At 65.7% G+C, this 13972-nt stretch carries 8 protein-coding genes; 2 read left to right on the top strand and 6 right to left on the bottom strand.

The genetic code is table 11. The features are described 5' to 3' along the window. Positions 1 to 10: 10 nt before the first annotated feature. The 6 genes from O0880_RS09925 to O0880_RS09900 all read right to left on the bottom strand — a co-directional run bounded on the left by O0880_RS09925 (position 11) and on the right by O0880_RS09900 (position 10716). Entirely contained in the window at positions 11 to 1288 is a 1278-nt protein-coding gene (locus O0880_RS09925) for a lipoprotein-releasing ABC transporter permease subunit (RefSeq protein WP_071323252.1), read from the bottom strand. A gap of 115 nt (positions 1289 to 1403) precedes the next feature. After that, the gene (locus O0880_RS09920; protein WP_289886228.1) at positions 1404 to 2699 is read right to left on the bottom strand and encodes a TolC family protein; all 1296 of its coding nucleotides are present in this window, start codon (positions 2697 to 2699) and stop codon (positions 1404 to 1406) included. Next, positions 2699 to 4012 carry an HlyD family type I secretion periplasmic adaptor subunit gene (locus O0880_RS09915; RefSeq protein ID WP_289886227.1) on the bottom strand — a complete coding sequence of 438 codons (1314 nt, stop codon included), beginning with the start codon at positions 4010 to 4012 and terminating at the stop codon, positions 2699 to 2701. Before O0880_RS09915 ends, O0880_RS09920 begins: the two co-directional genes overlap by 1 nt. Continuing rightward, positions 4009 to 6225 (bottom strand): type I secretion system permease/ATPase, encoded by a 2217-nt coding sequence (locus O0880_RS09910; protein ID WP_289886226.1) that lies wholly within the window; start codon positions 6223 to 6225, stop codon positions 4009 to 4011. The genes O0880_RS09915 and O0880_RS09910 overlap by 4 nt, the downstream gene beginning before the upstream one ends. 200 nt (positions 6226 to 6425) lie before the next feature. After that, positions 6426 to 7091, bottom strand: a complete 666-nt coding sequence (locus O0880_RS09905; RefSeq protein ID WP_071323249.1) for a PEP-CTERM sorting domain-containing protein — start codon at positions 7089 to 7091, stop codon at positions 6426 to 6428. A 118-nt stretch (positions 7092 to 7209) separates the two neighbouring features. Further along, positions 7210 to 10716: an SdrD B-like domain-containing protein gene (locus O0880_RS09900; protein WP_289886224.1), complete on the bottom strand. Its 3507-nt coding sequence runs from the start codon at positions 10714 to 10716 to the stop codon at positions 7210 to 7212. 395 nt (positions 10717 to 11111) lie between these two features. Here O0880_RS09900 and O0880_RS09895 point away from each other — a divergent pair, with 395 nt between their 5' ends. Continuing rightward, positions 11112 to 12164, top strand: coding sequence for a hypothetical protein (locus O0880_RS09895; protein WP_289886223.1), 1053 nt, complete (start codon positions 11112 to 11114; stop codon positions 12162 to 12164). Continuing rightward, positions 12161 to 13861 (top strand): single-stranded-DNA-specific exonuclease RecJ, encoded by a 1701-nt coding sequence (gene recJ, locus O0880_RS09890; RefSeq protein WP_289886222.1) that lies wholly within the window; start codon positions 12161 to 12163, stop codon positions 13859 to 13861. The genes O0880_RS09895 and recJ overlap by 4 nt, the downstream gene beginning before the upstream one ends. The last annotated feature ends 111 nt before the right edge of the window (positions 13862 to 13972 follow it).

Below are 13972 nucleotides of genomic sequence, written 5' to 3'. Positions count from 1 at the left end.
ACGGCGGCGATCATTCGTAGCGCAGCGCCTCGGCGGGTTTCACGCGGGCGGCGCGCCAGCTCGGGTAGATGGTGGCGACCAGCGCCAGGCCAAAGGCGATCAGGCCGATCTGCGCCACGTCAAACCAGTGCACATCGGACGGCACGGCGCTGATCTGGTACACCTCTTTCGAAATGAAATGCAGGCCGAAGATGCCTTCGATGAAAGGCACGATCACGCCCACGTTCAACGCCAGCACGACGCCGCCGATCACGCCCAGGGCGCTGCCCAGCAAGCCCACCAGCGCGCCCTGGATCATGAAGATCTTCATGATGGAGAACGGCGAAGCGCCCAGGGTGCGCAGAATGGCGATGTCGGCCTGCTTGTCGGTGACCGACATGACGAGGGTCGAGACGAGGTTGAACGCGGCCACGGCGATGATCATGCTGAGGATGATGAACATCATGTTCTTCTGGCTTTGCACCAGCGCATACCAGCTGGCGCTGGCGCGCGACCAGTCGCGCATCCACAGCTGGCCCGGCATCGAGGCCTTCAGTTCGCGCGCTACCTGGGGCGCCTGGTTCATGTCGTGCAGGCGCAGGCGCAGGCCGGACGGGCCATCGAGCTGCAGCAGCTGCTCGGCGTCCTGCATGTTGACGAACGCCAGGCTGCCATCAAGTTCGTTATGGCCTGCTTCGAAGATGCCGGACACCTTCAGCGCGCGCATGCGCGGCATGACCAGGCCGTTGGCCGGATCGCCCGCCCTCGGCTCGCGTTCCAGCATCAGGGTGACGTTCTGTCCCACCTGCACGCCCAGCGCCTTGGCCAGGTCGATACCCAGCACGATATGGTAGGAACCGGGGGTCAGCTCCTGGAAACTGCCCTGCTTCATCTGCGCGGCCACGCTGGAAACGGTGGCTTCCTGCTGCGGCAGCACGCCGCGCACGACGGACGGGCGCATGGTTTCGTCATTGAGCAGCATGCCCTGGGTTTCCACGAAGGGCGCCACGGCCTTGACTTGCGGGTTGGCGTAGGCGGCGCGCTCCTGCGCCTGCCAGTTCGGCATGGAGCCGCTCGTGTCGAACACCTCCACGTGCGCCAGCACCGACATCAGGCGGTCGGTGACTTCCTTCTGGAAGCCGTTCATGACGGAGAGGACGACGATCAGGGCGGCCACGCCCAGGCCGATGCCGGCCACGGAAATGAGGGAGATGAAGGAAATGAAGCTGTTGCGGCCGCTGCGTTTCCCGGCGCGCGTATAGCGCACGCCGACCTGCCACTCAAAAGGAAATTGTTTGATGATGCTCATGCGCTCCCGCGACAACGATGATATGCGAGCGCGCAGTGTGCCACACAATGGCCATTTCATGCATGAAACTGTGCGTGAAACAGCGCACGCTGGCGCCAAATCCGGCGCCAGCGCCCTATTGCGCCAGTCCGAACACCTGCAGCAACTGTCCCGCCAGCGCGTACTGGCGCATCTGCGCCAGGGTCAGGCGGTGCTGCTGGTCGATCCGGCGCTGCTGTATCGTGAAGTAGCTGTCGCGCGTCTGGATGACCTGCTGCAGGTTGCGCCGGCCGGCCTCGTACTGGATGGTGCCGCCGCGCACGACAAACGCCATTTTGCGCTCCTGCTCGTCAAGCAGGGCCAGGGTGCGCTGCGCATTGGCGATACGCGGCAGCATGCTGGCCAGGTCGGCGCGCGTGCCCTGTTCGGCGCGCGCCACGTCCGCCTCGGCCGCCTGGGCGCGGCTGATGCTCTCGTCGCGCTGCGCCAGGTTGCCGCCGCCGAGCGGAAATTCCCAGCTGACGCCCACCGACCAGCCGCGCTGCTGGATCGTCGATGGCGGCGGCGTCGTCTTGTTATTCAGCAGATGGCTGACATCGAGGTCGATTTTCGGCGCCAGGGTGGCCGCCACGCTGCGCACGCGCAGCTGGGCCGCCGCCGCCCGCTCGCGCGCAGCGCGCAATTGCGCCTGCTGCGCGTCGGCGTTCTCCAGCGCCCGCGCCGGCAGCGGCGCAAAGACAAAATCGGCAAACTGCGCCACCGGCTCGAAGGCCAGTGCCTCGAGCTTGATCTGCGCGGCCAGGCGGTCCGTCAGCAAGCCGTCGTGCACCAGTTCCGCGTCCAGCTGCGAGCTTTGCGCCAGCTCGCGGTCCACTTCCGACGATTTGCCCAGCTCCGCCTGGCGCGCCACCTGCTTCACCAGCTGCGTCACGTCGCGCAGGCGTTCCTGCGACTGCAGCAGGCTGCGCTCCAGGCGCTGCATGTCGAAATACGCTTCGGCCAGCTTTTCCGCGCTTTCCGCGCGCGCCCGCTCCACGTCGAAGGCGGCGCCCGCCATCTCGCGGTCGGCCGCATCGAGTTCGGCGCGGTCGGCGCCGCCGTTGTACACATTCCAGCGCAGGCTCGCCTCCACTTCATGGGTACGCCGTTGCACGTCCAGCGTGCCATCGAGGTCGTTGCTGCGCCCGCGCCTGGCCTGCAGCGCCGCATTCGGGAACAGGCGCGAACGGGCCTGCTTGTAGCGCGCCTCGGTGGTGGCCAGCGCCGCCTGCGCCGCGATGACCTGCGGGTCGCGCGGCACGGCGCGCGCCAGCAGGGCCGGCAAGCCACGCATGGGCGCCGGCTGGACGGACAAGGTGCCGGGCAGCTGGGCCTGCGCTTCCACCACGATGCCGGCACACGCCAGCATGACAAATATCAGCAAGGCACGCATCAACGCTCCTGCAGGGAAGACTGCAAGCCGCGCAGCACGGGCTTGAACACATATTGCAGCACCGAGCGGCGTCCCGTCAGGATACCGACGTCGACCGGCATGCCGGGCGTAATCGGCAGCACCTTGCCGTGCGCCGTCAGCTGGCTGCGGTCGGTACTCAGCTGCACTTCGAAATACGGCTCGTTGCGCTCGTCGGGGATGGCGTCGGCGCCCACGCGCACCACCTGCGCCTTCATGCGGCCGTACGTGGTGGCGTCATACGCGAGCACATTCGCCGACGCGCCCTGCCCCACGTGGATGAAGCCGATGTCGGACGGCTTCACCCGCACGGAAATCAGCACCTCGGAATCGGCCGGCACGATTTCCAGGATCGGCTTGCCCGGCTGCGCCACGCCGCCCACGGTGGCCACCAGCACGCGGTTGACGACGCCGTCGACGGGCGCCGTCACATCGCGCCGGCTGACCTGGTCCTGCTGGCCCTTGACGGTGCTGGCCAGGGCGCCGGCCTTGGTTTCGTACTCGCTGCGCTGCGCGCCCCACTGGCCGCGCATGCGCGCTTCCACTTCGCCGGCCTGCGCCTGCGCCTCGGCCAGGGTGGCCACCAGGCGCGGCACGGAGCTGCGCAGGCCGTCGAGTTCCGTGCGCTGCTGCTGCACGCGCTGCTGCGCGTTCAGGTAATCGCCGCGCGAACCGGCGCCCTCCTTGAACAAGCGCTCCTCGATGGACAGGCTTTCCAGCGCCAGCTTCATGCCCGCGTCCAGCTGGGCGATGCGGCTGTGCGCCTCGGCCAGTTCGCCGCGCCGGCGCGTCACGCCTTCGCGCGCGGCCGCCGTGGCCGACGCGAATTCGCGCTGGCCGTCGCGCCACAACTGGGTTTCCTTGGCGATCAGCTCGGGCGCCTCGCGCTGCCATTCCGGCGCGAACCGGGGCGTGCCGCCCGTCAGCAGCGCGTCCAGGCGCGCCCTGCCCGCCAGCGCGGCCAGGCGGTTCTGCAGGCTGGCACCGAGGTTGGCGTCGTACTGCGCCGTATCGAGTCGCAGCAGCAAGTCGCCGCGGCGCACCTGCTGGCCCGGTTTCACCAGCATTTCGCGCACGATGCCGCCTTCCAGGCTTTGCACTTCCTGCAGATGCGACGGCGGCGTGATGGCGCCGCGGCCATTCACGGAGACGTCAAGCTGGGCGAACGTGGCCCAGGCCAGGGTCAGCACGAGCAGCACGGCCGTCAGGGCCAGCATGCGGATGATGATGCGGCGCGGCTCGCGTTCCGGGTCCGGGTGCGCCTGCGGCAGCGGACGGGCATTCAGGGCGCTCATACCGGTGCTCCCGTCGTGGTGGCAACGGCGGCAGGCCTGGCGGCCTGGCTCTGAGCCGGGCTTTGTCCATTACTTTGTCCATTGCTTTGCCCATTGATCACGCGCAGGACTTCATCGCGCGGGCCATCGGCCACGATGCGCCCCTTGTCGAAGACGATCAGCCGGTCCACCAGCGCCAGCATCGCCATGCGGTGCGTGACGAGCACGATGGTGGTGTCCTGCAAGGTGCGCAGGCGGGCGATCAGGCGCTGCTCGGTGGCAGGATCGAACATGCTGCTCGGCTCATCGAGCAGCAGCATCGGCGGTTTCGCCAGCAGGGCGCGGGCCATGGCCACGGCCTGGCGCTGGCCGCCGGACAGGCGCTCGCCCCGCTCGCCCACTTCCGTCGCCACGCCATTGGGCAGCTGGGTAATGATGTCGTCGAGGCAGGCGAGGCGGATGGCGTCGAGCAGGCCGGCGTCGTCCGCCTGGCTGCGGCCCAGTTCGATGTTTTCGCGCAGGGTGCCATGGAACAGGGTCACGTCCTGCGGCACATAGCCGATCTGGCGGCGCAGGCTCAGGGGTTCCAGCTGGGTGCTGGCCAGGTCGTCGAACAGCACGCTGCCGCTTTGCGGGCCATACTGGTTCAGCAGCAGTCGCAGCAAGGTGCTCTTGCCGGAACCGAGCTTGCCGATCACGCCCACCCGTTCGCCGGGACGGATTTGCAGATTCAGTTTATCGAGCAGCGGCGGCGAGTTCGGGTAGGCGAAGCCCACCTCGCGGAACTCGATGCGCCCGGACAGCGGCGGCGCCTGCAGGCTGGCCGCATCGTCGTCGGTGGGCGCTTCCATGATCTTGTTGAGCGCCTCGTACGACAGCTTGGTCTGCTCCCAGCGCATGATCAGGCCGGCGATCTGGCTCACGGGCGCCAGCGCGCGCCCCGTCAGCATGCTGACGGCGATGATCTGGCCCAGGGTCAGCAGGTGTTCGCCCATCAGCAGCGCGCCGACGGCCACCACGGCCACGCCGGACAGGGCCAGCACGGCCGTGTTGATGTAATTGACCCGGCTGACGATTTCGCGCGTCTCGACGCTGTTGGCGGCGATGGCCACCGTCAGGCTTTCCCATTTGCGGCGGCTCCACGCCTCGGCGCCCAGCGCCTTGATGGTATCGAGGCCATTCATGGTTTCAAACAGGTGCGCCGTGCGCTGGCCGCTCTCCTGCATCGAGGCGGCCACGTGGCGCGCCAGCGCCGCGCGCGAGGCGAAGGCCACCAGCAGCAGGATGGGGATGGCGGCCAGGGGCACCAGCACCAGCCAGCCGCCGACCAGGGCGATGACCAGCAGGAACAGCAGCAAAAATGGCAAGTCGCCCAGGGTGGTCAGGGTGGTCGAGGCGAAGAATTCGCGCACGGATTCGAAATCGCGCACGGTATTGGCCAGGGCGCCGCCCGAGGCGGGCCGGCTGGCCGCGCGCAGGCGCAGGCACTGGGCGAAGATATTCGACGACAGGGCCACGTCCATGCGCCGCGACGCCGTTTCCACCAGCTCGCCGCGTAGCAATCGCATGGCCAGCTCGAAGCCCGTCAGCGCCACCACGGCAACGGTCAGCACCCACAGGCTGGACGTGGCGTTGTTGGGAATCACGCGGTCGTAGACGGCCATCGCGTAGAACGGCACCAGCGCGCTGATGACATTCAAAACCAGCGTGCCCAGCAAGGCCCAGCGGAAGACCCAGCGGTTGCGGTTGAAGACGTCCCAGAACCAGCGCCCCGCCGCCGGCATGTTGTAGAGCAGGCTGCGCTGGTCGAAAAACATCACCGGGCGCACGGCCACCCAGCGCCCGTCCGGCACTTCCTGCGCCAGCGTCGCCGCATCGAGCCAGGAAGTGCCGGCGATGCCGGGCACATGGCACTCATATTTATCATTGGCAATGCCCAGCACCACCAGCGCCTGGCCGGCGCCATTCACCAGCAAGGCCGGCATTTCCGTGGCGCGGCGCGGCCTGTCCATCGGCAGCGGCGTGCCGGCCAGGCTGGCATGGCTGAGCGCCTGCTCGAGAAAATCGGCGGCGGCAGGATCGCCATGCGCGGTCACGCTGGCGCGCAGGCGCTCGGCTTGCACGCCGGTGCCAAGAAAGCGGGCCAGGAAGACGATGGCGTCGGCAAGCGTGTCGGCACGGGCCGTGGAGGGGGAGGCATCGACGGCGGCGTGCGCGTCAGAAGGTGGCGTCATGAGGAACTCAAGTCCTATCTCAGGCAATTGCAATAAACAGTAAGAGACTATGGTCACGGTCGCGCTGCGATAACCTGCAGAAACATTGTGCCATAGTAATAACAGCTATTCAGAATGATGTTGTAAAAATGAAAAACTGCGGCGCGTCGTGATGGACGCGCCGCAGCAGAAACTACTAACTCAATACCGCTATTGCCGGTTTACGCGGCGCCGGACTTGCGGCGGCGCGCCATGAAGCCCAGCAAGCCCAGGCCGGCGACCAGCATGGCCCAGGTCTGCGCTTCCGGCACCGGCGACACGGCCAGCAGCGTTTGCGAGGCCGGGTTGACGCTTGTCAGGCTGGTGTAGTTGTACAGGTTCTGGATGGCGCCATTGCCCGTGGCCACGCCCAGCATGCTGTTGGCCTGGCTGACGACGGCGTTGCTCAGGTTCTTGAAGCGCAGGTCGCCCGTCAACAGGTTCGTGTTGTCGTTATTCAATTCCCACAGGGCCAGCTGGAAGGCGGCGGCGCTGTTGGCGCTGGTCGACACATTGGCGATCGAAGACGCGTAATAGCCCTCGTACAGGCGCTTGACGGCATCGCTGGCGGCAAAGGCGCCGCTGCTGTAGCTGTTCGCGCTGTTGCTCACGGCCACATGGGGATCGAGGCAAAAGGCCAGGAAGGTATTGCTGTCGTACTTGACTTCCCACAAGGTCGGCGAGATGGCGTTGCCCGAACCGAAGGCGCCGCCGGCAGCCGTAAACAGGCTGACGCTGTGCGAATCGACGACTTGCAGGTTGGAGGCCGCCAGGGCGCTGCCGCTGGCGAGGGCGAAGGCGGCTGCGGCGATGGCGCCGCGAACGAGCAGGTGCATGGATTGTTTCATGGTGGTTTCCCTATTTCTATTATGTAAGTGTAGAAAGTACGTGTGGAAAGCGCCGGCGCCCCTTGACGGGTGCGCCGGTGCGGCATTGCCGGGCAGGATTACGGCCCGGCAAGGAACATCAGGCAGCCATTTCCTGGGGCTGTGCGGTGCTGTGCGCCATGGCGCGGCGCAACAGGTCGGCCATTTCGCACTGGGCCTGGGCTTCCGCGGCCGGCGCGGCTGGCGCGGCGGCCACCGTGGCGACGGTCGCGTCCTGGCCCAGCGCCGTGTCGAGCGCATGGTCGTCGCGCAGCAGGTCGGCCATGCTCGGCAAGGTGATGCCAGCCTTGGCCGCATCCTTGGCGTCGACGTTGAAATACACGTCCGTCATGTCCACCGTCTTGCCGTCGACCAGAGTGGCGCTGCTGCGCTCCAGGTGCAGGTTGTCGTTGGCGTCGAGGAAAGGCAGTTCCGTGTAGGCCACCGTCAGGCTGGCCACGCCGGCGTCGTGCAGCGACATCAGCTCGCCATCGTCCGTCACGCCATTGCTGTTGGCGTCGCGCCAGATGCGCAATTCGGCAAACTTGTCATCCTTGGCATCGACCACGCCGTCGTGGTTCGAGTCATAGCTGGACAGCTTGGCAAAGCCCGTGCCCTTCTCGTTGCCGCCGAACAACTCGGAGATATTGTCGATCTTGCCATTGCCATTGCTGTCGATGGCCAGCAAGCCATCGTGGGCCGAAACCCAGCCCGACTGGATGGCGCTGCCCGTGCCCAGCAAGTCGAAACTGCCGTGGAAATCGGCGCGGGCGATCGTGTGCACGCCATCGCCGTTCAGGTCGATCACGATAGGCGTGATGGCGGCGTCCCAGCTCATGTCGTTCTGGCCCGATGCCAGTTTCAGGATGTCCGTGTACACCACGTTGGCCAGGGTGCCATTGCTGTTGACGTCGGAATCGATGTTGTCATTGCTGCCCACGTTCTTCACACCCCAGCGCCAGCTGTCCATGGCGTAGCCGGCGTGGTACACGCCCGACTTGTCGAACTTGAGCGAATAGCTGCCCGGATCGAGGTTGCTGAACAGATAGTTGCCGCTGGCATTCGTGTACGTGGTGGCCAGCAAGGCGCCACTGCCCGAGTACAGCTGCACCTTGATGTTGGCGATGCCCGCCTCGTTGGCGTCCTGCACGCCATCATGGTCGGCGTCGCGCCACACCTTGTCGCCCAGGCTGGCCTTGCGGTAGATGCCCGCATCCCAGCTCATGTCGTTCTGGCCGGCGGCCAGGTTGATCAGGCCGGAACGGCCCGTGCTCGTATCGACGTCGGAATCGGCCGCGTCGCTGCCCACATTGGCCTTGGTGTAATAAAAGCCCGATGGACGGATGACTTCCACCTTGTAGCTGCCGGCGGCCAGCTTGTCGAACAGATAGTTACCGCTGGCATTCGTGGTCGTCGTGGCGATGATCTGGTTGCTGGCATTGAGCAGATTGACTTTCACGCCCGCCACGCCCAGTTCGCCCGCATCCTGCACGCCGTTGTAGTTATTGTCTTCCCACACGCGGTCGCCGATGGACGCCGTGTTCAGCTTGACGAGGCCCGCATCCCAGTCCAGCTGGGTCTCGCCCGATTTCAAGGTGGCCCAGGTGGTGGTCAGGCCGGTGGCAGGATTGACGTCGGAATCGGTGGCATAGCCGCCGATGTCCGCCTTGGTGAAGCCATAGCCGGCCGGCGGCACGAAGCCCAGGTAATAGTTGCCTGGCACCAGGTTGCTGAACAGATAGTTACCGTTGGCATCCGTGGTGGCGCTGGCCACGACGGCACCTTGCGCGTTGTACAGGTTGACTTTCACGCCGCCCACGCCCGCCTCGCCCGCATCCTGCGTGCCGTTGCCGTTCGTGTCGCACCAGACGCGGTCGCCGATGGCGGCCGTCTTGTACAGGCCGGCATCGAGGTCCTTGTAGTTCTGGCCGGCGGCCACCGTCACCAGCGAGCTGTTGCCAGCCGCGTTGATGTCGCTGTCGAGCGCATCGTTGCCGCCCGCATCCTTGACCGTGGTCAGATAGCCGGGTGGCGCGACGACGGCGATCGAATACGTGCCCGGATCGACATTGAAGTTGTAGTAGCCGGTGGCGTCGGTGACGGTCGAGCCGATCACGCTGCCCGTCGCGTTTTTCAGCTGCACGGTGACGCCGGCGATGCCCGCTTCGCCCGCATCCTGCACGCCATTGGCGTTGCTGTCATGCCATACCCGGTCGCCCAGGGTGGCTGGCAGGGCCACGATGCCCGCATCCAGCGTGTGGTTGCTGTCGCCCGAGGCCAGCAGCACTTGCGCCGTCTTGCCCGTCAGCGCATTGGCGTCGGAGTCGCGCTGATCGTCGCCGCCCAGGTCCTGGCCCGTGAAGGCGTAGCCGGCAGGCAGACTGGTCTTGTCGAACTGCACGCTGTAGGCGCCCGGCTTCAAATTCGTAAACAGATAGTTGCCGTTCGCATCCGTGACGAGCGGGCTGCCGACGGCGTTGCCCGCGGCGTCCAGCAAGGTCACTTTCACGCCGGCCACGCCCGCTTCACCGGCGTCTTGCACGCCATTCTTGTTGGTGTCGAGCCAGACGCGGTCGCCCAGTTCGGCCGTGCGGTACAGGCCCGCATCGAGGCTCAGATTGGTTTCGCCAGGCGCCAGGGTGACGGGCGCCATCTTGCCGGCCGCATCGATATTGCTGTCCTTGCCCGTGTCGCCGCCCTGGTTGGCCGCCGTCGGCACATAGCCGGCCGGCGCCACCACCGTCACCGAATAGGTGCCCGGATTGACGTCGAAGTGGTAGCCGCCGCTGGCGTCCGTGGTGGTGCTGGCGACAACATTGCCGGCCGCATCCTTCAGTTGCACCACGACATTGGCGATGCCCGCCTCGCCCGCATCCTGCACGCCATTGGCGTTCTTGTCTTCCCACACGAAGTCGCCCAGGTGGGCCATCGGCACCTTGAAGGTCAGATAATGGGGCGCCAGGCTCAGGTCTTGCGCGTTGCAGCCTTCCGTGCCGCCATCGTCGCGCACCTTGAAGCCCAGGTCGAAGTCGCCGGCCACGGTCTGGCTCGGCACGAAGACCAGCTGACCCGCGCGGATGGCGTCGATGGAAACTTCCGTGCCCACGGCGACGGCCACGCCGTTGAGCAAGACTTGCCCGGCCGTGGTGGTGTTCGTGATGACGATGGATTTGAAGCCGTTATGCTCGACGTCGTCGTGGAAGCCGAAATCGCTTTCGCTCAGTACCACGCTGCTGCCATCGACCAGGGTGAAGGTCTTGTCAGCCGCGTCGGGCGCGTCATTGACGGGGTCGATGATGACTTGCAGGCTCAGCTGGACGATATCGCCATTGCCCTTGTCGATCGTCACCTGGATGGTCGAGAAGCTGCCGTTGTAGTTGGCGGCCCAGTCGCCGGGACGCACGTACACGGTGTCCGCGTCGAGCATGCCGAACAGCGGCGTATTGACGGTCGACTCCGTATCGTCGGGCAACAGCACGGTGAAATTCTTGATGTTCAGTTCACCTTGCACCGAATAGCCGGCTTGCACCAGCAAGTCGCGGATGTCGAAATTCTTGTTGATGTCTTCGCACACGTGGACCGTGGTCGACAGATTGTAGGTAGTCATGCGGCCTCCTGGCGGTGCGCAACGGTGGCGGCAGGAGTGGCAACGTGGGAGGCCAGGGCGCGATCAGCCTGGCCGCGCAAAGCGGCGAATGTATACATGGGTGGGCTTCCAAGAAAAAGACTTGTTTAAAAAATGAAGCCGGCAGCGTCTTGTATACAGTTTCGAGGGACACAGGAGCCAAACGACGCAACCACACAGCAGGGGGTGATTGTCTTTCTGATATTTAAGTTAGCGCAATTATATCGTCGATATTTGTAAAAGCAAATTGATTTCCATCAATAATGATTAAATTATTATAATTTTGATGTATTTTTGATACTCTTGATGTGGCTGCCGCCGCCGATGAAAATGACATGCCCCTACTCCGGCACTGCCCAATCGCCTACAATCTCGGGATGAATCAACTTACCCTCGTCTTGCCTTGCGCCCTGCCCAATGCCGAACTGGCTGCCGATCTGCTCAAGGTCTTGCAGGCGCCCGCGCTGGCGGCGCTCCTGTCGCGCACTTCCAGTTCCAATTTAGAAACATTTGACACCGCCCAGCGCCTGCTGCCGCACGAAGCGTGGCTGGCGCATGCGCTGGGCCTGGCGCCAGCGCCGAATGGCGCGGCGGCGCAGGCAGCCTTTGCCGTGGAGGCCATGCGCGGCTACGGCCTGGCGCCAGCGCCCGGCGCGCGCTATTTCCTGCTGCACCCGGCCCACCTGGCCATCGCCCGCAGCCATATCAGCCTGGAAGACCTGCGCCAGCTCAAGTTGAGCGAAGAGGACGGCCGCGCCCTGTTCGATACGGCGCGCCCGTATTTCGACGAGATCGGCCAGCCGCTGGCGTATGGCGACGCCGGCACCTGGTTCATGCGCGCCGATGGCTGGTCCGACCTGCAATGTGCGTCGCCGGACGGCGCCACCACGCAAGACCTGTCCGTCTGGATGCCGGAAGGCGAGCACGCGCGCGCCGCGCGCCGCCTGCAAAACGAAGTGCAGATGCTGTGGCATGAACACCCGGTCAATGCGGCGCGCGAAGAGCGCGGCTTGAAAGCCATCAATTCCTTCTGGGTCTGGGGCGCCGGTCTGGCGACGGCGCAGCGTCCGCCGTGCGCGGCCAGCCTGCATACGGCGGACGCGCCAGGCTGGCTGGCGGCGCTGGCGGAACCGGCGCAGCGCCATGCCAGTCCAAACAGTGTACTGGCGGGCAAGCAGGACGCGCTCGTCGTGCTGGGCGGGCTGATCGAACCGGCCCAGGCACAGGAATGGGGCCTGTGGCTGCAGCAATTGCAGGCGCTCGAAGCACACTGGTTCGCGCCGCTGCTGGCGGCCCTCAAAGATGGCCGCCTGGGGCGCCTGCGCCTGGTGCTGAGCCACCGCGACGCCTGGCTGGACGTCACCACCAGCAAGCATGCGCAGCGCAAATTCTGGCGCGCGCCCACCCTGAACAAGTTGAAAGCATCATGACCCGTACCCGCATCGCCACCCGTCCCTGCCCTTACCGCGAATCCGAACTGCTGCGCCAGGGTGGCATCCATCCCGTGCTGGCCCGGCTGTATGCTTCGCGCGGCCTGTCCGACGCGGCAGAACTGTCGAGCGAACTGGCCGCCCTGATGCCGCCGTCCGGCTTGCTGCACATCGGCGCTGCCGGCGTCTTCCTGGCCGATGCCATTGCCGCCAAGAAACGCATGGTCATCGTCGCCGACTATGATTGCGACGGCGCCACCGCCTGCGCCGTCGCCTTGCGCGGCTTGCGCGCCATGGGCGCCGATGTCGATTTCATCGTGCCCAACCGTTTTGAGTACGGCTACGGCCTGACGCCGGAAATCGTCGAGCTGACGGCGCGCGAAAAGTCGCCCGACATCATCATCACCGTCGACAACGGCATCGCCAGCATCGACGGCGTGGCCGAGGCAAACCGGCGCGGCATCCAGGTCGTCGTCACCGACCACCATTTGCCGGCCGACACCCTGCCCGACGCTGCCGTCATCGTCAACCCGAACCAGCCGGCCTGCGGTTTTCCATCGAAGCACCTGGCCGGCGTGGGCGTCGTGTTCTACGTCTTGCTGGCCCTGCGCGCGGAAATGCGCCGGCGCGGCATTTTCGATGCGCAAACGCAACCCAAGCTCGATAACCTGCTCGACCTCGTGGCGCTGGGCACGGTAGCCGACGTCGTGCGCCTCGATACGAACAACCGCATCCTCGTCGCGCAAGGCCTCAAGCGCATGCGCAAGGGCAATATGCACGCGGGCGTGGCCGCCCTGTTCCGCGTGGCGGGCCGCGAAGCGCGCAGCGCCACGCCGTTCGACCTGGGCTTTGCGCTGGGACCGCGCCTGAACGCGGCCGGGCGCCTGCAGGACATGTCGCTGGGCATCGAATGCCTGATCACGGACGACGAAGGCCGCGCCTGGGCCCTGGCGCAGCAATTGAACGACATCAACCTGAAACGCCGTGAAATCGAGGCGGAAATGCAGGATACGGCCCTGCTCCACCTCGATGACTTCGAGCCGGCCGCCAGCAGCACCATCAGCGTGTTCGACGAGTCGTGGCACCAGGGCGTGATCGGTATCGTCGCATCGCGCCTGAAGGAAAAATTCTACCGCCCGACCATCACGTTCGCGCCGGGCGCCGACGGCTGGATCAAGGGCTCGGGCCGCTCGATCCCCGGCTTTCACCTGCGCGACGCGCTCGACCTCGTGTCGAAACGGGCGCCGAGCCTGATCGACAAGTTCGGCGGCCACGCCATGGCGGCGGGCCTGACCATCCGCGCCGACGCCTTCGACGCATTTTCCAGGGCCTTCGAAGCCGTGGGCCAGGCCTGGCTCAGCCAGCAGCAGCTTGAGCGCGTGGTGGAAACGGACGGCCCGCTGGAAGACGCCTACTACACGACGGCCTTCATCGAGCTGATGGATGGGCAAGTGTGGGGCCAGGGCTTCGCCCCGCCCGTCTTCTGCGACGAATTCCGCGTCGTCAGCCAGCGCATCCTGAAGGAGCGCCATTTGAAGTTGCTGCTGGAAAAGAACGGCGTGCGCTTCGACGCCATCTGGTTCGGCCACACGGACGCCCTGGGCGAACGCACGCGCGTCGCCTTCCGCCTCGATGCGAATGAATACAATGGCACGACCAAGGTGCAACTGATGGTGGAGCATGCGGAGCCTGCCTGATGACCTAGCTAGTCTTATTGCTCCACCTCAATGCTGCGGCGAATAGCTAACATTTCCCCTAAGTAATGGCGTATCCAGTCATACAGGCAGCCGCCGGTTGCCATGAATGGG

Origin of the sequence: Janthinobacterium sp. SUN118 (assembly GCF_030397695.1) — a bacterium.
Classification (GTDB): domain Bacteria; phylum Pseudomonadota; class Gammaproteobacteria; order Burkholderiales; family Burkholderiaceae_D; genus Janthinobacterium.
Note: the sequence above shows the minus strand (reverse complement) of the source record. Positions and strands in the feature narration are given on the sequence as shown.

Coding starts and splice junctions, on each gene's coding strand:
- O0880_RS09895 (WP_289886223.1), top strand. CDS start 11,112: ATGAATCAACTTACCCTCGTCTTGCCTTGCGCCCTGCCCAATGCCGAA.
- O0880_RS09925 (WP_071323252.1), bottom strand. CDS start 1,288: ATGAGCATCATCAAACAATTTCCTTTTGAGTGGCAGGTCGGCGTGCGC.
- O0880_RS09915 (WP_289886227.1), bottom strand. CDS start 4,012: ATGAGCGCCCTGAATGCCCGTCCGCTGCCGCAGGCGCACCCGGACCCG.
- O0880_RS09920 (WP_289886228.1), bottom strand. CDS start 2,699: ATGCGTGCCTTGCTGATATTTGTCATGCTGGCGTGTGCCGGCATCGTG.
- O0880_RS09905 (WP_071323249.1), bottom strand. CDS start 7,091: ATGAAACAATCCATGCACCTGCTCGTTCGCGGCGCCATCGCCGCAGCC.
- recJ (WP_289886222.1), top strand. CDS start 12,161: ATGACCCGTACCCGCATCGCCACCCGTCCCTGCCCTTACCGCGAATCC.
- O0880_RS09900 (WP_289886224.1), bottom strand. CDS start 10,716: ATGACTACCTACAATCTGTCGACCACGGTCCACGTGTGCGAAGACATC.
- O0880_RS09910 (WP_289886226.1), bottom strand. CDS start 6,225: ATGACGCCACCTTCTGACGCGCACGCCGCCGTCGATGCCTCCCCCTCC.